This window comes from Streptomyces sp. NPDC021115 (assembly GCF_044333065.1).
Classification (GTDB): domain Bacteria; phylum Actinomycetota; class Actinomycetes; order Streptomycetales; family Streptomycetaceae; genus Streptomyces.
In genome coordinates this window covers 37,095-61,078 of the sequence record NZ_JBIRQF010000026.1, presented here as the reverse complement: position 1 = coordinate 61,078, position 23,984 = coordinate 37,095, and the positions used below count along the sequence as shown (strand labels likewise).

The window sequence follows — 23,984 nt, the reverse complement described above, 5'->3', positions numbered from 1 at the left end:
CCGGAAAGGTGCGTTCCGCTGATGCGTGCTGTCGCGTTCCAGGAGTACGGCGACCCCGAGGTACTGCGGGTCGTAGAGGCCGAAGCCCCCGAGCCGGGGCAGGGCCAGGTCACCATCGACGTCGCCTACGCGGGCGTGAACTTCGCGGACCTCAAGGCCCGCGCCGACGGCTACCGGGTGGCATCGCTGCCGTACCGCCCGGGCCTGGAGGTCTCCGGGCGGATCCGGGCCGTCGGCCGGGGCGTCGAGGCGCTGCGGCCGGGGCAGGAAGTCGCCGCGCTCGTCAGTGGCGGCGGCTACGCGGAGGTGGTGGCGGCCGAGGCCACCACCGTCTTCCCGCTCCCCGAGGGCCTGGACCTGCGGACCGCGGCCACCCTCCCCACCGTGCTGCCGACCGCGCACGCCCTGCTGCACGAGGTGGGGCGGCTGCGCGCCGGGGAGAGCGTGCTGGTGCACGGCGCCGCCGGCGGCATCGGCACGGTGGCCGGGCAGCTGGCCCGGGCCGCGGGCGCGGGCGCCGTGTACGGCGTGGTGTCCTCGGCGGCCAAGGCCGAGTACGCCCTGGCCCACGGCTACGACGCGGTGTTCACCGCCGATACCTTCCCCGACGACGTCCACCGCGCCACCGGCGGCAAGGGCGTCGACCTGGTGCTCGACCCGGTCGGCGGCGACACCCTGCGCCGCGGACTCGACACCCTGGCCGTCTTCGGACGCCTGGTCTCCTTCGGCAACGCCAGCGGGGCTGAGCCGTGGCAGGCAGGGCAGGCGGACCTCGCCGCACAGGGTCGTACCGTCGCGGGTTTCTCCATCCTGGCCCTCGCGCAGACGGCGCCCGAGGCACTGCGCTCACTCACCGAACGCGCCTTCCGCACGGCCACCGACGGCACCGTGACCCTGCCGGTCACCGCGGAGTTCCCGCTGTCGGACGCGGCCGAGGCCCACCGGCTGATGGGCGGGCGTACATCGACGGGCAAGCTGCTGCTGCGGATCGCCAACTAAGCGCGGGACGACGAGAGTTCGGACAGAGCAATGAGTCAGAGCAGCGTGGCCCGGGGGCACGCGGCGGTCGTGGGGAAGATCCCCGCTCCCGGACTGGTGCTGGGCGGCGTGTGCGGGATCCAGTTCGGCGCGGCATTCGCACCCCAGGTGTACCCGCAGGTGGGCGCCGCGGGCGTGGTGTTCCTCCGGCTGCTGATCGCGGGCGTACTCCTGTGCCTCGTATGGCGCCCCCGGCGGCAGGCGCTGAACTCGGTGAAGGACGCCTGGGGCACGGTCATCGGCGCCGGGGCCCTGCTGGCGGCCCACCATCTCGCGTTCTACGAGGCGGTCAAGCACATCCCCCTGGGGGCCGTGGCCACGATCGAGTTCCTCGGCCCGTTCGTCATCGCCCTGGCCGGATCACGACGCGTGGTCGACCTGTTGCCCGCGTGCCTGGCGGCCGGAGGTGTCCTCCTGCTGAGCGGGGGTGGCGTCCCCCTGGCCCCTGGCGGTCTCGCCCTGGCCGCGGTGGCGGCGTGCTGCTGGGCGGGCTACATCCTCGTCTCCTCCCGCATGGCACGCCGCCTCAGCGGTGGCCAGGGCCTGGCGCTCGCGGTGCTCTGGGCCGCGCTGCTGAGCGCTCCGTACGGCATCGCCCACGCCGGGAGCGCGCTCCTGGACCCGCAAGTGCTGTGGGTCGCCGCGGTGGTGGCGGTGGCGTCCAGCGTGCTGCCGTACTCGCTCAACCTGGAGGCCCTGCGCCGAATCCCCCCACGCGTGTTCGGCGTCCTGACGAGCCTGGAACCGGCCGCCGGTGCCCTGTTCGGACTCCTCATCCTCGGACAGCGGCTGGCCTGGCCCCAGTGGCTCGGCATCGCCGCGGTCGCCATCGCCTCCGTCGCCGCCACATTCCTGGGAGCCGGAGAGCGAGGGAACACGGAGGGCAAGCCGTCGCACGGTGCGGATCCGTCCCGGGTGGAGAGCGGCAACGTCGCGGTGCCGGTCGAGTGAGTGGCCCCGGGCCCCGCCCCCGGCTTCGTCACCAGGTCACGGGCAGCTCGTAGGCCCCGTAGATGAACCCGTCGTGCTTGAACGGGATCTCCGCCACGTCCGTGGCCAGAGCCAGGGTCGGGATCCGCCGCAGCAGGGTGGGATAGACGACCTGCAACTCCATCCTGGCCAATGGCTGCCCCAGGCACTGGTGGATCCCGTACCCGAAGGCCACATGATGGCGGGAGTTGTCACGCCCAAGGTCCAGCCGGTCCGGGTCGGCGAAGACCGACGGGTCCCGGTTCGCGGTCTCGTTGACCGGAACGATGCCCTCGCCCGCCCGGATGACCTGCCCGCCGACCTCGATGTCCTCCAGCGCCACCCGCCGCAGCCCGCCATGAGTGATCGTGAGGTAGCGCAGCAGCTCGTCCACGGCCGAAGCGACCACCTTCGGGTCCTCGCTGTCCCGCATAAGGGCCAGCTGGTCGGGGTGCTGGAGCAGGGCCATGGTGCCCAGGGCGATCATGTTCGCGGTGGTCTCGTGCCCCGCGAAGAGCATCAGCACGCCCATCTCGGTGGCCTCCTCCCGGGACAACTCCCCGGCCTTGACGCGCTCGGCGAGCCCGGAGAGCAGGTCCTCACGAGGGTGGGCGAGCTTCTCGCCCAGCAGTCCGTCCAGGTAGTCGATCAGCCGCTGCCGTGCCGCCTGCCGCTCATCGCCGGGCGTGTGGCGGTTGATGATGGTCCGGCTGTTGGACTGGAAGAACTCGTGGTCGCCGTAAGGCACACCGAGTAGTTCGGAGATCACCAGCGACGGCACCGGCAGCGCGAACGCCTCGACGAGATCGGCCGGTTTCGGGCCGTCGAGCATGGTGTCGATCAGATCGTCCACGACCCGCTGGGTGGGCTGCCGGATCGCCTCCACCCTCTTGATGGTGAACGCGGACGTCGCCATGCGCCGCAGCCGGGCGTGTTCGGGGTCGTCCATCATGATGAAGCTCATCCCGACCGAGCTCTTGCCCTGTTTCCGCAGGCTCTCGGCCATCGAGGCCTCCCCCGCGGAGAGCTTCGGCGCACCGGGACGCATGGGGTCCACGCTGACCCTCTGATCGGAGAGCACCGCCCGGTGCTCCTCCCAACCGGTCACCAGCCACGCCGTGCTGCCGCCCCACAGCCGCACCCGCAGCAGCGGGCCCTCCGCCTGCCGCGCCCGCATGGCAGGCGCGGGGTCCAGCGGACACCGCGGCGACCTGCTGATGTCGTACTCCGGCATCTCGGCCGACTGCGCCCTCGCCGCATCGCCTACCGCACTGGTCACTGATTCCTCCTCGGGAAACGGCCATCGCAAGATCGCCGAGAGTTGTCCGGAGGCCCAGACAACACCGCACAGCAAAATAAGTCAACCCATTGATTTAATATTGCGACCCACCGCTTCGCGGTTGACACGACCGAGCCCCGGCGTATCGTCCTGTCCGCCGGCGTCATCCCCCTCGGCCTCAGCATCATGCGCGACGAGCTGCCCGCCGACCGGCTCGCCTCCGCCACCGCGCTGATGAGCGCATCCCTCGGCATCGGCGCCGCCCTCGGCCTGCCCATCGCCGCCTTCGTCGCCGACAACTTCGACTGGCACACCCTGTTCTGGGCCTCCGCCGCCCTGGGAACCGTCGCCCTCATCACTGTCCTCGCCCTCGTGCCCGAGTCGAAGGTGCGCACCGGCGGACGCTTCGACCTCATCGGCGGGCTCGGCCTGGCAGGCGGCCTCGTCAGCCTGCTGCTGGCCATCTCCAAGGGCGGCGACTGGGGCTGGACCAGCGCCACCACCCTCGGCCTCTTCACCGCCGCCGTCGTGATCTTCCTGGTCTGGGGCCTCCTGGAACTGCGCACCCGCCAGCCGCTGGTCGACCTGCGCACCACCGCCCGCCCCCAGGTCCTCTTCGCCAACCTCGCCGGCCTGGCGTTCGGCTTCTCCCTGTTCGCGGTCCAGCTGATCGTCCCGCAGATCCTCCAGCTGCCCGAACAGACCGGCTACGGACTGGGCGAGAACCTGCTCACCGTCGGCCTGGTCCTCGCACCCCAGGGCCTGATCGTGATGATCGCCGCACCCCTGTCCTCCAAGATCTCCCAGGCCAAGGGACCGAAGCTCACGCTCATGATCGGCGCACTCATCGTCGCCGCCGGCTACGCCCTCAACATCGTGATGATGAGCGAGATATGGCAGCTGATCCTGGTCTCCTGCGTCATCGGCACCGGCATCGGCTTCGCCTACGGAGCCCTGCCCATGCTCATCATGGGCGCGGTCCCCGTCTCCGAGACCGCCGCCGCGAACGCGTTCAACACCCTGATGCGCTCCATCGGCACCTCCATCGCCAGTGCCGCCTCCGGCGTCATCCTCGCCCAGATGACCACCGACTTCGCCGGCCACCCACTCCCCTCCGAAAACTCCTTCAAGGTGATCATGGCCATCGGCTGCGGCGCCGCCCTCATCGCCCTGCTCCTCGCCTCCTTCCTCCCCCGCCAGCGCGAGGACACCGAAGCGGCCACCCCGACGGCGTAGGTCTCCCTTCCGCACAACGGGAAAGCGCCGGTCCGGAGCACGGGCTCCGGACCGGCTGTGCGTGGGATACGTCAACCGGCGGCGGGCACGGGCTCACGGTCCGTCCCCGCGGCTTCCTCCGGGGCGGCCGCCGCGGGCTTCTCGCCGGGTGCGGGGTCGCCCTGCGGCTCGGGCGCGCGGTCGTCCTCGGAGGCGGAGGCGTAGGGGATCTCGCCGCTCAGGACGGCCTTGGCACGCTTCTCGTCGAGCTGCCCCTCCCACTTGGCCACCGCCAGGGTGGCGACACCATTGCCGACCACGCTGGTCAGGGCGCGAGCCTCGGACATGAAGCGGTCTACGCCGAAGATGAGCGCCAGCGCGGCGGCGGGTACGTGCGGAACCGCGCTGAGCGTGGCGGCCAGGGCGATGAAGCCGGAGCCGCTGACTCCGGCGGCGCCCTTGGACGTGACCAGCATGACGGCGAGCATGGACAGTTGCTGGGTAAGGCTGAGGTCGATGCCGAGGGCCTGGCCGAGGAAGACCGAGCCCATCGTCAAGTAGATGGCGGTGCCGTCGAGGTTGAAGGAGTACCCGGCGGGCAGCGTGATGCCGACGACCGGCTTGGAGGCGCCCGCGTGCTCCAGCTTGCCCATCATGCGCGGCAGCACCGGCTCGCTGGACGAGGTGCCCAGGACGATCAGCAGCTCTTCCCTGATGTAGCGGAGGAAGGGAAGCAGACGCAGTCCGTTGAGGCGCATGACCGCGCCCAGGACGACCAGGACGAAGAACAGCGCGGTGAGCCAGAAGGAGCCGACCAGCAGAAAGAGGTGGCGCAGGGTGTCCAGCCCGTAGTTGCCGATGGTGAAGGCCATGGAGCCGAAGGCGCCGACCGGGGCCAGCCGCATGATCCAGCGGATGAGCGTGAACAGGACCTTGGACAGCTTCTCGATGCCCTGGGTGAGCCCCCGCCCCGCCTCGCCGGCGGCGTTCAGGCCGAAGCCGAACAGCACCGAGATCAGCAGCACCGGGAGGATCTCGTGACCGGTCAGCGCGCCGAGCAGCGTGTCCGGAATCATGGCGAGGACGAACGCGGCGAAGCTCTCGTGGCTCGCGGTCGCCTCCGGCGGCAGGCCCTCGGTGGACAGGGTGGAGACGTCGACGTGCAGTCCGCTGCCAGGCTGGACGACGTTGACGACGACCAGGCCGATCACCATGGCGATCGTGGTCAGCACCTCGAAGTAGATCAGCGCCTTGAGGCTGACCCGGCCGACGGCACGCGCGTTGCCCATGGAGGCGATGCCGTGGACGACGGTACAGAAGATGATCGGCGCGATCATCATGCGTACCAGGGCGATGAAACCGTCGCCCAGAGGTTTCAGGTCAGCTCCGAAGGACGGCCACAGCCAGCCGACGGCGGCCCCGGCGAGGACACCGATCAGGCACTGGACGTACAGCAGGGACAGCAGCCGGCGGATGCGGCGCGGTGGAGCGGTGCCGGTACCCGGGGCGGCGTCGTTGCGGCTCATGCGGGGCGTCCTTCCAGGACGGGAACGAGAAGTTCGGCTCGGGCGATACGGCGGGCGGCGCGATGCAGCAGCACCGTGGGGGATGCGCCGTCCGCTGCGGGGACGGCTTGGGCGGTGATGACACCTGCCGGGGTGCCCAGGCGCAGCGTGCCGTCGGCGGTCTGCCGGGCGACGCGGTGGGCGAGGGTGCCGGGGATGGCGGCCGCGGTGGCCAGGGCGACGGCCGAGGTGAGGCCGATCGCCGGGTGGGGTGCGTGCATGGAGACCATGCGCACGGCCAGGTCGTACTCGTCCTGTCCGATCAGGGTGCCATGGGTGGTGCGGTACGCGGCAGATCGTGCCACGACACCGACTTTCGGCACGGCGTGGCCGACGGGATCGCTCTCCTCGGCCAGGCCCATGGCCAGGGCGGCCCGGCGGCGCAGCAGGGTGAGCGCGGGTACCGCCGCGGCGAACTCGGCCGGGGACTCGGTGCCGTGCAGGCCGAATGCCTTGGCCTCGAACAACGCGGCCGGAGCACCGGCGTCGACCAGGGAGGCCTCGACCGGGCCGGTGGATCCGGTCAGGGTGTCCAGGGCGCGGCCGGTCGGCAGGGCGCGGCCCGTGGTCGTCCCCGCCGGGTCCTCGAAGCCGAGCAGGACAGGCACCCCGAGCGCCGCGGTGCCCGGCACCGCGGCCACGCCCTCGTCGGGGGCCGTCCCGCCCGGGGTGGGGATGGTGCCGCTGAGGCGGGCCCCGGTGTTGACGTTGAGCATCCGCACCGTGGTGGAGTCCGACGCGATCGCCACCAGGCCGTTGTGGACGGCGTACAGGGCGACGGCGGTGGCGCAGTTGCCGCAGTTGCTGGTCCACTCCACGTGCTCGTCACCGATGCCGACTTGCGCGAAGGCGTACTCGACGTCGATGTCCGGTTCGGCCGACGCCTGCACGATGGCGGCCTTGGAGGTGGTGGAGGAGGCGCCGCCGACACCGTCGATCTGGCGGGGGTCGGCGGCGTTGTAGGCGGCGAGCAGCAAGGTGTCGGCATCCACGCCCGTCGCCACCACATCGCGGCGGTCGAAGATCCAGCACTTGCTGGTTCCTCCGCGGATCATCTCGCCCGGCAGACGCAACACAACAGACTCCTCGTGGAAACCCCGACGGCTCTTCCGTGTGGGGTGTGATCCACAGTGGGCGCGGATAGCGTGAAGTACAATCTCGGAAATCTGCATGGCTATTAAGTTGAAATTAACCCTGGAGGTAGGGCGATGCTCGATGTCCGGCGCATCCTGCTCTTCACCGAGGTCGCCCGCCGAGGCTCGGTCACCGCGACCGCGCGGGCTCTGAACTACACACCGTCGGCGGTGTCCCAGCAGGTCAGCCGCCTGGAGGCGGAGGCCGGGCAGCCCCTGCTCGAGCGCCACGCCCGGGGCGTCACACTCACCGACGCGGGACGCGCGCTGGCGATGCGCGGGCAGCGGATCGAGCGCGAACTGACGGCCGCGGAGAACGAACTCGCCGACTTCGCGGGACTGCGCGCGGGCACCCTCCGCATCGGGACCTTCCCCACCGTCGGCGCTTCCCTCCTCCCCCGGGCCGTGATCGCCTTCCGGGAAGCACACCCCGACGTCACGCTGACGGTGCGCAGCGCCCGCATCGCGGGCCTGTGGGCGATGCTGGAGAACCGGGAAGTCGAGATGTCCTTGATGTGGGACTACGACTGGAACCGCATCGACCGCGAGGACATCGTCGTCACCTCACTCGCCGACGACCCCCCAGCCCTCCTCGTCAGCGAGGACCACCCCCTCGCCGACCGCCCCATGGCCGCCCTCGCGGACTGCGCGAACGACCCCTGGATCACCCGCGCCGACCACCACCCGGTCGCCGAAGCCCTCGCCCGCAGTTGCCACGCCGCCGGTTTCGAGCCGCAGATCGCCTACGAGGCCCATGACTACCAGGAGGCCCAGGCCATGGTCGCCGCGGGCATCGGCGTCGCCCTCGCGCCCACCCTCGCGCTGGAAGGCATCCGAAGCGGCGTCAGCGTCCTGCCCCTGCAACCCCCCGCCCCGGTACGCCGCATCCTCCTCGTCCGCATGAGCGACCACGTCCTCACCCCGGCCGCCCAGTCCTTCGCACGTTTCCTGCGCGACAGCGCCACGGCCGCCACGCGATGAGCTCTCCCTGGGCCGCTTCCCGGGGCTTCGGCGTTCCAGGAGCCCCGGCGCCCCCTCGGGAGCGGCGTCCGGATGCTCGCGTAGCTGGTCAAGAGCAGTCAAGCCGGTACCGGCCGTCCGGGACCGGGGTTCTTCAGGGCGCACCGGCCGGGCTGCGTCCCGCCCTTCTATCTCCAATCTGCGTCGTTCCTAGAATGGCCGGGTGAAGGACATTGAAGCGATCGCGGCATTGCAGGATCCGGTGCGGCGCCGCCTGTACGAGTACGTGGTGGCGCAGGGCCGCGAGGTCGGCCGCAACGAGGCCGCCGAGGCGGCGGGGGTGGCGCGCACGCTCGCCGCGCACCATCTGGACAGACTGGCCGAGGCCGGGCTGCTGGAAAGCGGCAGCCGCCGCCTGACGGGCCGCTCGGGGCCGGGGGCGGGCCGACCCGCCAAGGTGTACACGCGGGCACGGGCCGAGCGGGCGGTGTCGCTGCCCGCCCGCGACTACCGCACCGCCGCCGAGCTGCTCGCCGAGGCCGCCGAGCAGGCCGGGCTGGACGCCGGGCTCTGCGTGGCCGCGCGCCGCCGGGGCGAGGCCCTGCGCGACTCGGCGGCACCCTGCGGCGACCTCGAAGAAGCCATGGAGATGCTGGCCGCCCGCGGCTACGAACCACAACTGGAAGACACCGAAGGCGCCAAGGAAGCGCCCGGGACAGCCGCGCGCGTCGTCCGGATGCGCAACTGCCCCTTCCACGCCGTCGCCGAACGCTTCCCCCCACTGGTCTGCGGCATGAATCTCGCACTGCTGGAGGGGCTGCTCGGCACGGACGGTCCCGTCCGCGCCCGCATGGACGCCCGGCCGGGGCAGTGCTGCGTGGTGGTCGAGCCTTCTAAAGACAATGGTGATTGACATAGAAAAGTGGGCCGTGCTGGGATGACGCCATGACCGCACCCACGCATGCCGCCCACCTCGCCCACCTCAACGTCGCCACGCTCCGCCACCCCCTCGACGACCCGCGCACGGCGCCGTTCGTCGAGATGCTCGACCCGGTCAACGCCGCCGCCGACGGCTCACCCGGCTTTGTGTGGCGGCTCGTGGAGGAGGGGGCGGCCGACGCCACCGGCCTGCGCCCGGCGGGCGAGAACGTCATCGTCACCCTGTCGGTGTGGGAGACCCAGGAGGCCCTGTGGGACTTCACCTACCGCAGCGGGCACCTGGAAGCGATGCAGCGGCGCCGCGAATGGTTCGAGCGGCACGTCGAGGCACACCTGGTGCTCTGGTGGATCCCCGCCGGTCACCTCCCGACCGTCGACGAGGCCCTGGAGCGGCTGGCGGACCTGCGGGCACACGGGCCGTCCCCCCACGCATTCACCTTCGCCTCCTCCTACACCGCAGCCGAGGCCGCACAGCACCTACAGCCCGTGCCGCCGACGTAGCCCGAACAGCCCGCCAGACGAAGCCCTCGCTCGGCTAGTCGGGCGTGGGTGTCGGACAACCTCGTGTGTCCTTTCAGGGCGGCGTGCCGCAGCGAACGCCACCGCCGACGCAGCGGTGACCGACGAGATCGCCAGACTGCCATGGGACTGCCTGACCACGGACCCCGACGGCTCCCTCATCCTGCTCTACGACAACCACAAGAACTACCGGCTCGGCCGACGGCTGCCGATCGCCAAGGCGACCGCCGCCATCATCACCGAACAGCGGAAACGCGTCCGTGAACGGTTCCCCGACACCCCGACCAGCACGCTCAAACTCCTGCCGAGCCCCGTCGCAAACCCCGAAGGGAAGAAGTCCATCGGCACGATCGGGGACCGGCACCGGGCGTGGGCCGACGCACTGCCCGACATCATGATCCCGGTCGTCGTCGAGCTCGACGGGAAGCACGTCACGATGTCCTCAAGGATTTGATGGATCATCGCGAACTCTCCACCACACAGCCGTCGACCGCGTCACCGCCCTGCAGTTCGACCGGCACGGCACCCGGGTCTGGCGCAAGGCCCAGGGCCTGCTCGACTCCGAGCACGTACGACGGGCCATCGGAGAGGTCGCCACGGCATACGGCATATGCCTGGAGCCGCACAACGTCGCGGCCGGCGGACAGAGCTGCCCGCTCCGCTTCCGCTGTGTCGGCTGCGACCACTTCCGCACCGACATCTCCTACCTTCCCGACCTGGAGCGATACCTCGATGACCTTCTCCGCAGCCGAGAACGGCTGATGCCAGCCTTCGAGGCCGACGACTGGGCCCGCAGCGAGGCGGTGCCCTCCGAGGAGGAGATCCGCCGCGTCCGCCGCCTGATCAACCGGGCCAAGGCCGACCTCGACGACCTGTCACCCGAGGAACGCTCCCAGATCGAGGAAGCCGTCGCCGTGGTACGCCGCAGCCGCACCGTCATGCTCGGCATGCCGCGCATCGCCCAGCCCATGCCCGACGTCCGTCCCTGGAGACTCCCATGAGCCCCACCATGCGAGACGGCCGGCAGGCCGACTCCGAGCGCCGCCGCCAGCGAGTGGCCACCGCGATCAAGAACGCTGCCAAGAACGGTACCCCGATCAGCGTTTCCGCCATCGCCCGGCAAGCCGGAGTGGACCGCACGTTCCTCTATCGTCACCGTGACCTGCTCGAACCATGTTGACCGGACTACCGCAGGACAAGTCGGTGTGTCGGGGGACGTGTCGATGCGATGACCGATACGAGTCATACAGCCATCTGGAGGAGAGGTTGTGTGTCTTTGTCCACTGACGATCACCGTGATCTACGGGCGATTCGACTTCCACGGTGGGGTCGCGTCGTACCGACTGGTGACGTGATCCCGTACATGGTCCTGGATGAGATGGGCCATCCGGTGGAGCCGATCCGCCGGTTCCTGCGTGACTTCCTGGCCCGCGGTCATTCGTCGGGCAGCATTCGTAGCTATGCCTTTGACCTGCACCGTTGGTGGCGGTTTCTGCAGGCCATCGACGTGCCCTGGGACAAAGTGACGTCTGCTGAGGTCCGCGATTTCGTGCTGTGGATGGGACAGGCGGAGAAGCAGCGGCGTTTGCCGAGGACGAAGTCGGCCGCGGATGTGGGGCAGGTCAACGCGGTGACGCGGAAGCAGTATCCGGGGGATCGCTACAGCGCACGGACCATCCGGCACAGCAATGCGGTGTTGCGGTGCTTCTACGAGTTCGTCATCGACGCGGGCGAGGGCCCGCTGGTCAATCCGGTTCGTCGCGACCGAAGCCGGGGGCGGCGGGCGAACGCGCATCACAACCCCTTGGAGCCGTTTCGGGCGGAGGGGCGGCTCCGCTACAACCCGAAGCTACCCAGGCAGCGGCCCCGGGCGATGCCGGATGCGCGGTGGAACGAGTTGTTCGCGGCGATGCGCTCGAACCGGGATCGCGCGATCCTTGCACTCGCGGTCAGCACGGCAGCCCGGGCAAGTGAAGTGCTGGGGCTGCGGGGCGCCGATCTGGACTGGGGTGATCAGCTGGCCCAGGTCCGTCGCAAGGGCAGCGGAGTGCAGCAATGGCTGCCAGCCAGCGCCGAGTCGTTCGTCTGGCTGAGGCTCCACCTGGAGGAACTCGGCCCACTGGGCCCGGATGACCCGGTCTGGTGGACGCTGCGACGCCGACAGCGTTCGGGGGATGTGCTGGAGCGTCGGCCATTGACCTATGAGGCGTTGCGGGCGGTGCTGCGGCGGGCGAACGATGCGCCGGGCACGAACTGGACGATGCACGACCTGCGGCACACCAGTGCCTTGCGCATGGTCCGCTCCAAGCGGCTGTCCCTGCGAGATGTCCAAGTGATCCTCGGGCGTGCTCACTTGACCACCACACAGATCTACTTGGTGGAAGACGACCACGAGGTGCTGAGCCGGGTCCATCAATATCTTGCCGACCAGGCAGACCCGGCTCCGGAGGCGGCAGTGGAGCAGGCCGCGGTCGGCTATTCCGCCGACGACCTGGCGGTGCTGCTGGGAGGTGTTCCGCGATGACGGACACGACCGTCGTGAGGAAGGGCGCGAGTTCCAGCAGCATTTCGCGCTTCGCAAAGTCGAGTTGGGCACCTGCGGGCGCCCCTACGGGCTCCCTGCACACACGAACACGCCTGTGTTCGCTGCCCGATGCTGCGGATCGACCCAAGGCAACGACAGCGACTGATCGAGATCATCCACAGCCTCAACGACCGCATCAAAGAGGCCAAGTCGAACGGCTGGCTCGGCGAAGCGGAGGGACTCCAGGTCAGTCTCCAAGCCGCAGGCAAGAAGTTGGCCGCCCTGGATCGAGCTGCTACGCGCGGCTCAACCCACACCGCTGATCTCGGGATCCCGCAGATCAGGAACCGAAAGGGGACCTCGTGACCAAGACGCGTCGGCCTCTCGTCCTCAGCCGGTAAGCACGGATGGGCTCCCGCCGGCGAGTCCGTCAAGGATATGAGGCCATGCAGCCTTGCCGAGGAGTGCGTCAGCTTCAGCCGTGCCGCCGTACTGAAAGTGCGGGGACGCTGATTGGCGGCTCTCGCCAGGAAGGCACGGACGGTGTCCCGCATCATCGCGCGCGATCAGACGCACGGTGGCTCCGGCTGAGCGCCGGCGTTGCACCAGTTGCTCGGCGAAGGGCAGCGACGGCCACATCGCGTCGTCGCCGCCTGCGATCAACAGCAGGTCGGCTCTGGCGGCCTCCACGGGAATCTCGGCTGGCGGAAGGAGGTGAGCGAAGGTCCGTTCGCTGAGTTCGTACCATCCGCGGATGGCGACGGGCCCGCTGTCCGGCTCCGGGGAAGACCACGAATCGTCCATCGGGACAAAAGGCAGAGGCCGCCCCTGCCACGTCCAGGACGAGCGATACGGGTGATGCGCTCCGTCACGGCCTGGACCGACGTTGCACCAGACCCGCGAGGTGGGCGACAACGCGACAACCATGTCCACGCGTGAGTCGTGCACCGCCGTGAGCAATGCTGCTTCAGCTCCCTTGGAGACGCCAAGAATTCCGATGCGTCGCGCTCCCTCACGTTGAAGGACGTCGACGGCGGCGGTGAAGGTCTCCAAGGGGACTTCGCAAACTCCCGGGCTCTGCGCTGGCCCACCGAACCAGCGGATCGCCAGGGCAGTGACTCCTTGCTGAGCCAGGATGCGCGCTCGCTCGCGGTCAATGCGTCCGCTGGATCCTGCCAGAACCAGCACCCCGACGTCACTGCCTTGAGCAGGAGCGACGAGAAGTCCTTCCCACGGATCGGCCAGCTCGTGCTCAGTGATGTCCACGCGCGCTTCCTGCCTCCACAACTCTCACAACACCCTGTCCAGCACGCGAGGCGCGGCCGCCTACCAAAGTCACCGCGCCCCGCCTCCACTCGCATGGAGGTCTCCATCATGACGCCCCACACGCCACCTGAGTTAGTCCGGGAAAACCTGTCCACGCCGCCGAACGCGAACCGGAAGCTCAGAACCCCCCAGGCATGGCAGGAGTCAGGGCTCGGAGCCCCAGCGGACATCGACGAGCTCCAGCGGAAGATCACGAGGCTGGAGCTGCCGCGAGGGAGGACAATCGGGATCTGACCAGAGCACTGAACCAACGCGGCTGAGTCAGGTCCAGCGCCCTTTCCGCTGTTCAGAGGGCGTGATCAGATGTGGAAGCTCAGTGGTGAGGCCGGATGCCTGGTGCGCTTGTCCATCCGGCTGACCCCCGTTCACAAGGGGCGTATCCCGGATGGCTGGTGACCCTTGTTGTTCCTGGCCTCAGATCATGATCTTTCGTCGTGTGCGGTTATCAGCTGCCCTGCTGGCGCTGGCCGTGTCGTCTCTGCCGTCCGTTGCTGCTGCGGCCGCGCTACACCCTTCCGCACGGGTTGGTCTGTGCAGCGTGACGCCGACGCTCTGCGGGATACCGGGATCACCGGATTAGCGGTCCGCATGGAGACCCCGCGCGGGACAATCACGGCCCGCTCCGGGGTGGGAGACCTGGTCACTCATCGCCCGGTTCCGAACGACGGCTACCTGCGCCTGGGCAGCACCACCAAAACGTTCGTCGCCACCGTCGTGCTGTCACACTGCGCGACTGGCAGTACCGGACCAAGGAATGGCTGCAGGGCAAGACCTGGGAGGCCACGACCCCGCTCGGCCCCTGCCTGGTCACCCCGGACGAACTCGCGCCCGACGCGGAGATCAGCTGCACGGTCGACAACGAAGTCGTGCAGAAGTCCCACATCGGTGACCTGCTCTTCGACGCGGCGGATCTCGTCAGCTACATCTCGACGATGATCACGCTGAACCCCGGCGACCTGATCGCCACCGGTACCACCGGGGGCGTGGGGCACGCCCGCACTCCTCCGCGTTACCTCAGGGACGGGCAGACCGTCGTCACCCGCATCGACGGTATCGGCGAGCTGGTCACCCAGGTGCGCAGGGGCGGCGCGTCATGACAGAGGCAGAGGCTCCACCGACGGCGTACCTGCGCTGGATGGCCGAAGGCCACGAGTACTTCATGATGTGTCTGAAGACGGTCGACGACGAGGAACTCAACGGGCCGACCGCCCTGCCCGGCTGGACCGGCAGGCATCTGTTGTCCCACGTCGGCCACAACGCCCGGGCTCTGGCACGCCTGGCGCGCTGGGCGGAAACCGGTGAGGAAACGCCGATGTACGCGAACTCCGCCGCCAGGGTCGAGGAGATCGAGGCCGGAGCCGCCTGGCCGATGGCCCGGCTGCGCGGCTTCGTGGCCGAAGAACAGGAGCAGCTGTCAGCTGCCCTTGAGCGCGTCGGCGGACGGCGGTGGAAGGCGTCGGTCGTCACCGCGCAGGGCCGTACGGTTCCGGCCACGACGATCCCGTGGCTACGCAGTCGGGAGGTGTGGATCCACGCCTGCGACCTGCCGGGCGGTGGAGACTTCGGCGCCTTCCCGACGACTTCACGGACGCGCTGATCCAGGATGTACTCACCCACCGCCGCACCGCGCAGTCCATCAGCGCCACCGTCCGGGCAACCGACCGCAAGACCAGCCCCGACGATGGCGTCGGCACGCTCGTGGAAGGCCCAGCAGCCGATCTGGCCCGATGGCTCGCCCGAGGCGTCGCATCGCCGAAGCTTCGTACGGCGGCAGGAGAACACCTACCGAGCCTGCCGGCCTGGCTGTAAGGATCGTCACCGCGAAATCCGCGGGTGGTGCCGGCCGCTTGCCCCGGCACCACCTATCGATCGGGCAGCCACACGGCAGGGCCCGAACAAGCCCGGGTCTGTCCGTCCCCAGCCTCATGCTCACCGCGCGGTGTATCCGCCGTCCGCGTAGACCTCCGAGCCGGTCATGAAGGTTGAATCGTCGCTGATCAGGAACGCGACGACGGCTGCGATCTCCTCCCCGCGGCCCAGCCTTCCGATCGGAGTGCCGGCCAGCATGGCTTCGTGGCGGGCCGTACCCTCGTACCTCTCGAGCAACTGCCGGGTCCCGATGAAGCCCGGGTGCAGGGAGTTGACGCGAACTCCGGAGCCCGCCCAATGCAGCGCCGCGTTCTTGGAGAGCGTGCGAACCGCCCCCTTCGCCGCGTGATACGCCGCGCTGTTCCCCATGCCGCCCACCGTGCCGAGAATCGAGGAGACGTTGACGATCGATCCACCCCCCGAGGAGGCGATGAGCGGGCCGAGGTGCTTCATGCCGAGCCAGACCCCGGTGGAACCGATCGACATGACCGCCTCCCAGCGCTCGATCGTCTCGTCCTCGACCGTGGCGATGCTGCCGATGGCAGCGTTGTTGACCAGTCCGTCCAGTCGGCCGTACTCACTCCGGATGAACGCGGCCACATCAGCCCACTGCGACTCCTCGGCCACGTCGAGCCGCGCCGTCACATGCCGTCCCGGCGTGCCGTCCAACTCGGTGGCGAGGGCGGCGCACGCCTGCTCGTCGAGGTCGGTGAGCACGAGGTGGGCGCCCTCCTCCGCGAGTCTGGCGGCCGCGGCCGCGCCCAGTCCTCCGGTGGCGCCGGTCACGCACACGACCTTGCCCCTGATGCGTTCATCCACCGCTGGCACAGCACACCCCATTCATCGAGTCAGCCGAGGCTGACGAGCGTCTTCCCGGTCGTTCGGCCGGCGATCATCTCTGTCAGCGCGTGCGGAGCCGACTCCAAGCCCGCGAACACGGTCTCGCGACAATGCAGCTCGCCGCTGCGAAGCCATGCCGCCATCCGGCGCTGCATCTGCCCCAGGAGACGCAGGTTGCTGCTCCCGCGAAACCCACGAAGGGTCAGGTCCTTGGACACCGCGAGGAACAGATTCCGTGGTCCGGCCGAGCCGGATTCGTACTCCGAGATCGAGCCACACATCGCTACGCGCCCGCCCCTCCTCAGGTGCGACAGGGCGGCCTCGAGGTGGGTCCCCCCGACGGAGTCGAAGTAGACGTCGATTCCGTCGGGCGCGATGTCGCCCAGCCTCGCCTCGAGGTCCCCCACCCGGTAGTTGAAGGCGTCGACGCCGAAGCGATCGCGCAGCCACTCGACCTTGTCGTCGGTGCCCGCGCTGGCCACGACCCGGTTGCCCATGAGCCGTGCGATCTGCACGGCCAAGCTGCCCACCGCCCCCGCGGCGGCCGAGATCCAGACGGTTTCCCCACCTCGTAGCGCGTCGACGACGTGCAGACCGGCGTAAGCCGTCAATCCCATACCGCCCAGCGGGCCGAGATACCACTGCGGCTCGCATGCGCCGACGTCCAGGCGTGTCAGGGTGCCGAGTCCGCTGAGCTGCTCGGCCTCCGCGTCCACGACGGCGTACTCACGCCAGCCCCGGGCGTGCCACACGGCATCGCCGGGGGCGAAGCCCTCGGCCCGGGACTCCACCACCTCCCCCACGGTCATGATGCCGTCCATGGCGCGGCCGAGTGGGAATGCGGCGAAATACCCGGAGGGCGCGTCGGGACGTAGCCGCAGCCGAAGGCCGGGGTCCACCGATGTCCACGTGTTGCGCACGAGCACCTGTCCCGGCCCCGGCCCGGGCACAGGGACCTCGACCACCTCGAAGTCGTCCGGGCTGACGCTGCCGACCGGGTATGTCCTGACCCGGATCTCCCGTCCGGTCCGCATCACGCCGGTACCACCGCGTGACGCGCTCGGGCGCCCCGGTCGAGGTGCATGGCGTGCTCTCCGGAGTGGATCAGCACGCCGGAGGCGAGGGACTGTGCATCGGCAGCGAGGAGCATATTGAACCAATATCAGTTTGGTTTGGCCGGACGCAATGGTGACGCGTGTCTTTACGGCCGCGTGGTGGATCCGGTTTCTCACCGCGCCGGCGTCATGCGGTGTCGTACGCCGGTGGCGATCCTGACGGCGGCCTCCCGTCCCTCGGCGATCGCGTGCGCCACGCGTCGCGGCACCACGGCGTCGCCGACCGTCAGTACCAGGGGGGCGGCGCAGTCCAGGGCGCCGTGCGGGCGGCGCTCCCCCACCACGACAACTCGGTCCGCGGGCACGGTGGTGGTCCCTCCGGAGGCGCGGTGAGCGATGGTGACGCCCCCGGGCCCGATGCCGGTCGCCGTGCACAGCGGCAGGATCTCGAGTTCGCAGGTGCCCGACAGACGTTCCAGCAGCTGAACGCGGCTCTCGGGCGGGATCGCCCCGGCGAAGGCCGTTCCCGGGGTGACGAACGTGACGCGGGGAACCCCCGCGGCTACGGCCAGTTCCACGACGTCGCACCCTGGCCACCAGCCGAACCCGTCGTCGGCCACGAGCACATGCGCGGCACCGGCCAGCGACGGAACTCCCCGCGCCAGCGCGGCCGACGAGGCCATGGCACCCGTCTCCAGCAGGGGCGAGGTCTCCACCGCGCCCGTGGCCAGCACCACGGCGTCGAATCCTTCGAGTTCAGCGCCCGGTTCCGCGGTCTGCCCCAGGCGTACGTCGACACTCGCGGCGGAGAGCCCCCGTTCGTAGAAGCCGAGCAGCGCGGCCCAACCGGTGCGGTGGGGCGCCAGTGCCGCCGTGGACATCTGTCCGCCCAGCCGGTCCGTGGCCTCGAAGAGGACGACGTCCGCCACCCCGGCGTGAGCGAGACTCAGCGCGCACTCCAGGCCCGCGGGTCCCGCCCCCACGACGGCGACGCGCTGTCCGGTGGCGCGTGCCGGGTCCCACGCGCGCACCAGTGGTGCGGCGGGCCGGCGCGGTTCGCCGGGCGGCGCGAGGTCCGGGTTGACCGCGCACAGCAGCACCGGGTCGAACGTCCGGCAGTCCTCGTTGCAGGCCACACAGGGCCGGACTTCCGCCGCACGTCCGGTGAGCACCTTGCGCGGCAGGTCCGGGTCGGCGACGAGTGCGCGCGCCATCCCGACCAGGTCGGCTCCGGCCGCCAAGGCCTCGCCGATCGCGGCCGCCGTACGAAAGGCGTGGGACGCCACGAGCGGGCGGGTGACGAGCGGCCGCAGACGCGCCAGATCATCCAGCACCGGCGGGCGTTCGGTGGCCATGTCACGGACGTACGTGCTCCGCACCCCGACGGTCACGTTGACGTAGTCGACCAGCGGATCCACGGCCGGCAGCAGCGCGGCCAGCTCGTCCGGCGTCAGCGCCACGTCCTCCGAGGCGTCGACGCTGAAACGGATGCCCAGCAACGCGTCGGCCGACAGCCCGCGAATCGCGGCGGTCACCCGCTCCAGTACCTCGAACCCGTCCCGGCGCGGGTTCGTGCGCGGCGAGAGGAACTGCTCCAGCAGATAGGCGTGCGCGGCGTGCAACTCAATGCCGTCGAACCCCGCCTCCAGGGCGTGGGCGGACGATACGCGGAACGCCTCCACCACCTCGTCGATGTCGCTGCCGCGCAGAGCACGCGGCGCCGTCGGCTCACGGGGAGAGCGCACGGCCGAAGGGGCGACCGGCGCGTAGTACGACTGCGCACCGAGCGTCTCCCGGCCGAGATGGACGAGCTGGCAGACGCCGACCGCGCCCTCGGCGTGGATGGCCCTCACCCGCTTCCGCAGCGGACCCACCGCCTCCGGACGATGGAGCTGAAGGATGTTCCCCTGCCGCGGCGCGGACTCCGGCGCCACCGTCGTACCGCCGCAGACCAGCATCGCGGCGCCACCGGCCGCCAGACGACCCCAGTACTCGGCGTCGCCGGCGATCGGCAGTCCGTCCCGTACGAATCCGCTGGCGTGGGCCGTGGCGACCAGCCGGTTCCGCAGCGTCGACGAACCGACGGCCAGCGGCGCGGCGGCCATCCGAAGCCGGGATTCGGCCATGAGCGCTCCGGCATCGGTCATGATCGTGACTCCACCGGGGTGACGGCTCCCTCGCCCGCGACGGGGCCGGCGCTGCGTCCGCGGATGAGGTCCGACAGCCGTTCAGCGGCGGCGATGGCCGGCAGGTTCGTGTTGGCCCGCGGCACCTCCGGGAACACGGAGGCGTCGGCGACCCAGAGCCCTTCGATCCCGAGGACGCGGCCGGACGGATCGACCACCGCACGGGGGTCATCGGGCGCGCCCATGCGGCAGGTTCCGCAGATGTGGCCGGTGTCGCCGACGGTCTCCATCAGCCAGCGGTCGACCGTCGCGTCGTCGGACAGCGCGCCGAGACTCCGGCCGGCGATGTCGATGGCGATGTGCTCGAAGGCGGCGTCGAACGGTCCGCTGCGCAGCAACTCCACGCAGCGCTTGACGCCGTCACGCATCCGGACCAGGTCCGAGGGGTCGCTCAGCAGATCCTGGTCCATCACCGGATGCACGTCGGGGTCCGCGGAGGCCAGGCGCAGCACGCCGCGCGAGAACTGCTGGTTCGCCCACAGACAGAGCAGGCCAGGACCGCCCGCGGTGTGGCCGCCACCAGCGCCGCCCCAGGTTCCGCCGGAGCCTTCCGCGACGAGATGGGAGTCACCGGGGTCCGGCAGGGCGAGCGTCTGATTGATCGAGGCGATCAACATGTCGTTCTCACCCGCTCCCGCCAGTCCGGAGGAGTAGCGCAGACAGCAGTTGGTCTGCCGGGCATCGACGTCGGGCTGCTTTCCGGGCCGGGCGTACAGCCAGAACAGCGCCAGAGGATGTTCCTGCATCCCCTCACCGACCGGGAGCGCCGCCACCGGGCCGTCCGGCCCGATACCGGACCGCAGCAGGATCGCCGGGGAGTGCACCGCTCCGGCGCACAGGACAACGTGCTGGGCGCGGACTTCCGACCAGTCGTTGCCCCTGCGCACTCGCACTCCCACGGCCCGGCCGCCCTCGATGAGCACCGTGTCCACGGTCGCGCCGCCGAGCACCCGCAGGTTGGGGCGCTCCCGGACCGGCTCGAGGTAGGCGTCGTTGGCCGTGACCCGCGCACCGTCGCGGGAGCTGATGGCGTACGGCGAAACGCCGGTCCCCGTCGGCCCGTTGTGGTCGTCGCACCAGGCGTGGCCCCGCCCCAGCGCGGCCTCGGCGAGCGCGTGGTCGGCGGGGCCCCAGTCCTCGCGGCCGAGCCGCTGCACCGGCATGGGTCCGTGACCGCCGTGGTGAGGGCGGTCGCCGAAGTCCGCGTCGCTCTCCATGCGCCGCAGGTACGGCACCATGTCCGCGTACGACCAGCCGGGACAGCCGTGCGCCGCCCACCGGTCGTAGTCGTCCGGCATGGCCCGGAAGGCGATCATGCCGTTGACCGACGACGAACCGCCGAGGCCCCGTCCGCGCACGTGCGGCCGCGGCGCTTGCGCGCGGCTGCGCCGTGACGTGAGACCCGGCCACTGGAACTCCGCGCAGGCCGTCTCGTCCAGCGCCCGCCAGCCGTTCATACTGCGCAACTGCGGTGGGGCGTCGGCGGACCGCCAGTCGCGCCCGGCCTCCAGCAACACGACCTCGCTGGCCGGGTCCTCGCTCAGACGCGCCGCCAGCACGCACCCGGCGCTACCGCCGCCGACGACCACCCAGTCCGCTTCCAGTACCGGCTTCATGGTGCCCCCACCTTCCTCCACACGCTCTTCCTCACGGACAGCTCCTCCAGGGAGGCGGCTCCCCTTCGCACAGCGCTGTGCGCGTGGTCGGCCGGTCTGCTCCGCCGTGGGGGCGTCGCCCAACGACGACCCCCACGCCGCATCGCGCGCGGACGACATAGATTGAACTAACTTCAATTCTGCGGGGAGCGTACTGGCCCGAACGGAACAGCGGCAAGACTCGTGCCGGGCCTTGACGTCGTGGCCCCCGCCGGCCGACTGCCCGCCACCCTCCTCCAGGACCACGTGAAGCTCCCCGGCGACGCAACTGAGCGGTCCGAAGTCGGCGGGCACGGCCAGCCGGCTCCGCAGACAGACACCCGGAGAGAGAGGACGATCCCATGGCGGACAACGGCCTGCGCGGCTGGTACATGCGATACGTGGAAGCACTGAACGCCCACGAGTTCGACGTTATGGACGAGTTCATCAACGACGAGGTCCTGCTCTGCGGCGTGCCCGGGACCCGTGACGACGTCGTCAACACCTTGAAGAGGATCGTCGACGCCGTTCCCGACATCCACTGGGAGGTCGAGGAGCTGCTGTTCGACCGCGACGGGATCGCCCTCCGTGCGATCAACACCGGAACACCCGTCAAGGAGTGGCTCGGTGTTCCGCCGTCCGGTGCGTCGTTCGAGATCGTCGAGTACGCCATCTACAAGTCAAGGATGGCCGCTTCGTCCAGATGACGAATCTGCACGACTCTGCCGAGGTGCAGCGGCAACTGACGGCCGGTTCCCGGGGCCGGTCGGTCGCACCCTGGGGCAGTCGGATCGAACGCCGGCCGACGGCGGCCCCCGCTCCCGAGGGCTCCCATGCCTTGCGGTCGTTGCGGGCTCAGCTGGACTGGTGAACAGCGCCGTGGCCGACGCCTTTTCCTTCCGCTGGACAGAAACCCGGCTTCCAGATGTCTCCCGCGCACCTTACGGTGCGGTCGCGCTGCACTCCGGCAGCCGCACCCGCGCCGCATCCTGGAGGTCCGTCGATGCGTCCCATCCGCCGTCCGTCCGGAGTGGCCTCGCCGTTACGATCCCGGCCCCGTGCACTGGCCGTGCTGATCGTGCTGGCGACCACCCTCGTCTCCGCGCTGCTGACCGTCTCCGTCACACCCACCGCGGCCGCCGAGCGGCAGTCCCCGAGCAAGCCTTCGGCCGCCTCGTCCACCGGGAACGGCTCCGTCCGTCCGACGATCCCGGACCCGACCACCGCTTCGCTCGAGGCCACGAACGGCCCGCTGGCCACCGCCACCTACACCGTTCCCCGACCGAGCGGGTACGGATCCGGCACGATCACCTACCCGACGGCCGGCGGCTCCTACCCGAGCGTCGTACTGATGCCGGGCTATCAGGGCACCCAGCAGAACTTGCAGTGGCTCGCGCCCCGCCTGGCCTCCTGGGGCTTCGTCGTCATCAATGTCGGCACCTACACACTGGGCGACGATCCCGCTTCGCGCGGCCGCCAGATCAGCGCCGCCGGCACCCAGCTGCTCTCCTTCGGTTCCGCCTCCGGCAACCCGATCTACGGGAAGGTGAACGGCACGCTCGGTGCGGCCGGTCACTCGATGGGCGGCGGAGGCGTGATGGTGGCCCTCCGGGACGACTCCCGCTTCAAGGCGGGCGTGCCCCTGGCCCCGTACAACCCGAACCAGGACTTCTCCAAAGTCACCGACCCCACCTTCTTCATGACCTGCCAGAGCGACCCCGTCGCCCACGGCAACACCTACGCTCTGCCCTGGTACAACTCCATGTCCCAAGCCGAGAAGCTCTACATCGAGGTTCCCGGCGACCATCTCTGCCCGATGACCGGCTACGGCAACAAGGCCAAGCAGGGCAAGTGGATGGTGTCGTTCTTCAGCCGCTGGCTGTACGGCGACACCCGCTTCAGCCCGTTCCTGTGCGGTGCCGCGCGGGAAGCGGACAAGAACAATCCCTCTCTGGTCACGCGCTGGCAGGACACCTGCCCGTTCTGAGCGGATCCTCGCAGGGCTCCTGCGGTCCGGCGCAGGAGCCCTCCTCACGAGCTACGCACTGTGCGGCCGATGGGACAACGCCCGGGAGATGAGCCGGCCGGTGGCCACGACCACGGGCGCGAGCGCGCTCTGTCCGGCGGCGGAGGCTCCCGGAACGACGGACACCGCGGCCACGACCTCGCCCGTCGCGTCCCGCACGGGAGCCGCGGCCGACACCAGGCCTCCCGGACCGGGCCACGGACCGGTCACCGCGAAGCCCGTTCCCTCCACCTCGGCAAGCACGCGACGCAGGCCGGTCGCCAGGGCGTGGCGGGCCAGATAGCGTTCCTGGACGGCCGCCCCCGCGTACGCGAGGAGCACCAGGCCGTCACCGGTGGCGTGCGCCGGGCGCCGGGCGCCGACCTGTTCACCCGCTCCGTCAGTGTCCGGGGCACCGATCTGCTCGACGAGCACCGCCTCCATGCCGTCCAGCACCGCCAGCCGAACCCGCTGCCGTCCGGTCTTCCGGTACAGGCCCCGGAGGAAGGGCGTCGCCACGTCCCTCAGCTCCAGCCATCGTGGAGCCGTAGCCGCGACCGCCCACAAGTGCAGGCCGATCTCGTAACGGCCGTCCCGGTTCCGCTCGAGCGCACCCCAGGACAACAGTTCGCCGACAAGCCGGTGAGTGGTGGCCAGCGGCATCCCGGTTCGCCGACTGATGTCCGAGAGAGTCAGCCGACGGCGTTCTCCGGTGAACACGTCCAGCACACTGAGAACCCGGCCGGTCACCGAGCGGGGAGCGGGCTCCTTCTCGGCGGGAGCACCGCTGGGCGGAGGCGGAGGCGACCCTGAACGCATCTGGCGATCCTTCCGGCGAATAGGTCGGTATACCGCACGAGCAGGTCACACTGGCATGAATACAACAAGAGCTTCGGACGCGTGCGACGGCAGGGCCACCCCTCGCCCC

Annotated in this window: 23 protein-coding genes and 1 pseudogene; 15 read left to right on the top strand and 9 right to left on the bottom strand. The window is 70.1% G+C overall.

Annotated features, from left to right (window positions below; genetic code table 11):
• Positions 1–21: 21 nt before the first annotated feature.
• On the top strand, positions 22–999 hold the full coding sequence (locus ACH4TL_RS41925; protein WP_398329393.1) for a zinc-binding alcohol dehydrogenase family protein: 978 nt from the start codon (positions 22–24) through the stop codon (positions 997–999).
• A 30-nt stretch (positions 1,000–1,029) separates the two neighbouring features.
• Positions 1,030–1,989: an EamA family transporter gene (locus ACH4TL_RS41920; protein ID WP_398329390.1), complete on the top strand. Its 960-nt coding sequence runs from the start codon at positions 1,030–1,032 to the stop codon at positions 1,987–1,989.
• 28 nt (positions 1,990–2,017) lie between these two features.
• Here the strand turns inward: ACH4TL_RS41920 and ACH4TL_RS41915 are convergent, their stop codons facing one another.
• Complete coding sequence (locus ACH4TL_RS41915; protein WP_398329386.1) at positions 2,018–3,286, bottom strand: cytochrome P450; 1,269 nt, start codon at positions 3,284–3,286, stop codon at positions 2,018–2,020.
• 150 nt (positions 3,287–3,436) lie between these two features.
• Here ACH4TL_RS41915 and ACH4TL_RS41910 point away from each other — a divergent pair.
• Positions 3,437–4,522: pseudogene (locus tag ACH4TL_RS41910) on the top strand (MFS transporter); the annotation flags it as partial.
• Between the two features lie 71 nt (positions 4,523–4,593).
• Here ACH4TL_RS41910 and dctA read toward each other — a convergent pair.
• Together dctA and ACH4TL_RS41900 are read right to left on the bottom strand one after the other, a co-directional pair.
• On the bottom strand, positions 4,594–6,027 hold the full coding sequence (gene dctA, locus ACH4TL_RS41905) for a C4-dicarboxylate transporter DctA (RefSeq protein ID WP_398329382.1): 1,434 nt from the start codon (positions 6,025–6,027) through the stop codon (positions 4,594–4,596).
• Positions 6,024–7,142: a PrpF domain-containing protein gene (locus ACH4TL_RS41900; protein WP_398329379.1), complete on the bottom strand. Its 1,119-nt coding sequence runs from the start codon at positions 7,140–7,142 to the stop codon at positions 6,024–6,026. The genes dctA and ACH4TL_RS41900 overlap by 4 nt, the downstream gene beginning before the upstream one ends.
• Positions 7,143–7,274: 132 nt before the next feature.
• On the opposite strand from ACH4TL_RS41900, the gene ACH4TL_RS41895 reads away from it, so the two are divergent.
• The 8 genes from ACH4TL_RS41895 (at position 7,275) to ACH4TL_RS41860 (ending at position 12,507) form a co-directional block, all read left to right on the top strand.
• Positions 7,275–8,180 (top strand): LysR family transcriptional regulator, encoded by a 906-nt coding sequence (locus ACH4TL_RS41895; RefSeq protein ID WP_398329376.1) that lies wholly within the window; start codon positions 7,275–7,277, stop codon positions 8,178–8,180.
• A gap of 202 nt (positions 8,181–8,382) precedes the next feature.
• Complete coding sequence (locus ACH4TL_RS41890; RefSeq protein WP_398329373.1) at positions 8,383–9,072, top strand: helix-turn-helix transcriptional regulator; 690 nt, start codon at positions 8,383–8,385, stop codon at positions 9,070–9,072.
• Positions 9,073–9,104: 32 nt separating this feature from the next.
• Entirely contained in the window at positions 9,105–9,599 is a 495-nt protein-coding gene (locus tag ACH4TL_RS41885; protein ID WP_398329369.1) for a DUF3291 domain-containing protein, read from the top strand.
• 115 nt (positions 9,600–9,714) lie between these two features.
• Positions 9,715–10,071: a hypothetical protein gene (locus ACH4TL_RS41880; protein ID WP_398329366.1), complete on the top strand. Its 357-nt coding sequence runs from the start codon at positions 9,715–9,717 to the stop codon at positions 10,069–10,071.
• A 307-nt stretch (positions 10,072–10,378) separates the two neighbouring features.
• The gene (locus ACH4TL_RS41875) at positions 10,379–10,618 is read left to right on the top strand and encodes a hypothetical protein (protein ID WP_398329363.1); all 240 of its coding nucleotides are present in this window, start codon (positions 10,379–10,381) and stop codon (positions 10,616–10,618) included.
• Entirely contained in the window at positions 10,615–10,797 is a 183-nt protein-coding gene (locus ACH4TL_RS41870; protein WP_398329360.1) for a DUF6262 family protein, read from the top strand. Before ACH4TL_RS41875 ends, ACH4TL_RS41870 begins: the two co-directional genes overlap by 4 nt.
• Before the next feature lie 171 nt (positions 10,798–10,968).
• A complete protein-coding gene (locus ACH4TL_RS41865; protein ID WP_398329357.1) occupies positions 10,969–12,141 on the top strand; it encodes a tyrosine-type recombinase/integrase in 1,173 nt (390 codons plus the stop codon).
• A gap of 129 nt (positions 12,142–12,270) precedes the next feature.
• On the top strand, positions 12,271–12,507 hold the full coding sequence (locus tag ACH4TL_RS41860) for a hypothetical protein (protein ID WP_398329354.1): 237 nt from the start codon (positions 12,271–12,273) through the stop codon (positions 12,505–12,507).
• Between the two features lie 24 nt (positions 12,508–12,531).
• On the opposite strand, the gene ACH4TL_RS41855 is transcribed toward ACH4TL_RS41860, so the two are convergent.
• Complete coding sequence (locus tag ACH4TL_RS41855) at positions 12,532–13,407, bottom strand: acyl-CoA thioester hydrolase/BAAT C-terminal domain-containing protein (protein WP_398329351.1); 876 nt, start codon at positions 13,405–13,407, stop codon at positions 12,532–12,534.
• Positions 13,408–14,042: 635 nt separating this feature from the next.
• Here ACH4TL_RS41855 and ACH4TL_RS41850 point away from each other — a divergent pair.
• The gene (locus ACH4TL_RS41850; RefSeq protein ID WP_398329505.1) at positions 14,043–14,564 is read left to right on the top strand and encodes a fumarylacetoacetate hydrolase family protein; all 522 of its coding nucleotides are present in this window, start codon (positions 14,043–14,045) and stop codon (positions 14,562–14,564) included.
• Positions 14,561–15,064, top strand: a complete 504-nt coding sequence (locus ACH4TL_RS41845) for a maleylpyruvate isomerase N-terminal domain-containing protein (RefSeq protein WP_398329348.1) — start codon at positions 14,561–14,563, stop codon at positions 15,062–15,064. The genes ACH4TL_RS41850 and ACH4TL_RS41845 overlap by 4 nt, the downstream gene beginning before the upstream one ends.
• A gap of 332 nt (positions 15,065–15,396) precedes the next feature.
• Here ACH4TL_RS41845 and ACH4TL_RS41840 read toward each other — a convergent pair whose 3' ends face one another.
• The 4 genes from ACH4TL_RS41840 to ACH4TL_RS41825 form a co-directional block, all read right to left on the bottom strand.
• Positions 15,397–16,155 (bottom strand): SDR family NAD(P)-dependent oxidoreductase, encoded by a 759-nt coding sequence (locus tag ACH4TL_RS41840; RefSeq protein WP_398329345.1) that lies wholly within the window; start codon positions 16,153–16,155, stop codon positions 15,397–15,399.
• A 29-nt stretch (positions 16,156–16,184) separates the two neighbouring features.
• Entirely contained in the window at positions 16,185–17,210 is a 1,026-nt protein-coding gene (locus ACH4TL_RS41835) for an NADP-dependent oxidoreductase (RefSeq protein ID WP_398329342.1), read from the bottom strand.
• Between the two features lie 194 nt (positions 17,211–17,404).
• Positions 17,405–19,378, bottom strand: coding sequence for an NAD(P)-binding protein (locus tag ACH4TL_RS41830; RefSeq protein WP_398329339.1), 1,974 nt, complete (start codon positions 19,376–19,378; stop codon positions 17,405–17,407).
• Entirely contained in the window at positions 19,375–21,033 is a 1,659-nt protein-coding gene (locus ACH4TL_RS41825) for a GMC family oxidoreductase (RefSeq protein ID WP_398329336.1), read from the bottom strand. Before ACH4TL_RS41825 ends, ACH4TL_RS41830 begins: the two co-directional genes overlap by 4 nt.
• 380 nt (positions 21,034–21,413) lie before the next feature.
• Here ACH4TL_RS41825 and ACH4TL_RS41820 point away from each other — a divergent pair, with 380 nt between their 5' ends.
• Positions 21,414–21,758, top strand: a complete 345-nt coding sequence (locus ACH4TL_RS41820) for an ester cyclase (RefSeq protein ID WP_398329333.1) — start codon at positions 21,414–21,416, stop codon at positions 21,756–21,758.
• 296 nt (positions 21,759–22,054) lie between these two features.
• Positions 22,055–23,038: a triacylglycerol lipase gene (locus tag ACH4TL_RS41815; RefSeq protein WP_398329330.1), complete on the top strand. Its 984-nt coding sequence runs from the start codon at positions 22,055–22,057 to the stop codon at positions 23,036–23,038.
• Between the two features lie 51 nt (positions 23,039–23,089).
• Here ACH4TL_RS41815 and ACH4TL_RS41810 read toward each other — a convergent pair whose 3' ends face one another.
• The gene (locus ACH4TL_RS41810) at positions 23,090–23,875 is read right to left on the bottom strand and encodes an IclR family transcriptional regulator (RefSeq protein ID WP_398329327.1); all 786 of its coding nucleotides are present in this window, start codon (positions 23,873–23,875) and stop codon (positions 23,090–23,092) included.
• Between the last annotated feature and the right edge of the window lie 109 nt (positions 23,876–23,984).

Bases quoted from the DNA above. Each gene is read 5' to 3' on its own strand.
- dctA (WP_398329382.1), bottom strand. From the start codon at position 6,027: ATGAGCCGCAACGACGCCGCCCCGGGTACCGGCACCGCTCCACCGCGC.
- ACH4TL_RS41925 (WP_398329393.1), top strand. From the start codon at position 22: ATGCGTGCTGTCGCGTTCCAGGAGTACGGCGACCCCGAGGTACTGCGG.
- ACH4TL_RS41845 (WP_398329348.1), top strand. From the start codon at position 14,561: ATGACAGAGGCAGAGGCTCCACCGACGGCGTACCTGCGCTGGATGGCC.
- ACH4TL_RS41895 (WP_398329376.1), top strand. From the start codon at position 7,275: ATGCTCGATGTCCGGCGCATCCTGCTCTTCACCGAGGTCGCCCGCCGA.
- ACH4TL_RS41870 (WP_398329360.1), top strand. From the start codon at position 10,615: ATGAGCCCCACCATGCGAGACGGCCGGCAGGCCGACTCCGAGCGCCGC.
- ACH4TL_RS41920 (WP_398329390.1), top strand. From the start codon at position 1,030: ATGAGTCAGAGCAGCGTGGCCCGGGGGCACGCGGCGGTCGTGGGGAAG.
- ACH4TL_RS41815 (WP_398329330.1), top strand. From the start codon at position 22,055: ATGCGTCCCATCCGCCGTCCGTCCGGAGTGGCCTCGCCGTTACGATCC.
- ACH4TL_RS41835 (WP_398329342.1), bottom strand. From the start codon at position 17,210: ATGCGGACCGGACGGGAGATCCGGGTCAGGACATACCCGGTCGGCAGC.
- ACH4TL_RS41830 (WP_398329339.1), bottom strand. From the start codon at position 19,378: ATGACCGATGCCGGAGCGCTCATGGCCGAATCCCGGCTTCGGATGGCC.
- ACH4TL_RS41885 (WP_398329369.1), top strand. From the start codon at position 9,105: ATGACCGCACCCACGCATGCCGCCCACCTCGCCCACCTCAACGTCGCC.
- ACH4TL_RS41825 (WP_398329336.1), bottom strand. From the start codon at position 21,033: ATGAAGCCGGTACTGGAAGCGGACTGGGTGGTCGTCGGCGGCGGTAGC.
- ACH4TL_RS41820 (WP_398329333.1), top strand. From the start codon at position 21,414: ATGGCGGACAACGGCCTGCGCGGCTGGTACATGCGATACGTGGAAGCA.
- ACH4TL_RS41860 (WP_398329354.1), top strand. From the start codon at position 12,271: ATGCTGCGGATCGACCCAAGGCAACGACAGCGACTGATCGAGATCATC.
- ACH4TL_RS41875 (WP_398329363.1), top strand. From the start codon at position 10,379: ATGCCAGCCTTCGAGGCCGACGACTGGGCCCGCAGCGAGGCGGTGCCC.
- ACH4TL_RS41810 (WP_398329327.1), bottom strand. From the start codon at position 23,875: ATGCGTTCAGGGTCGCCTCCGCCTCCGCCCAGCGGTGCTCCCGCCGAG.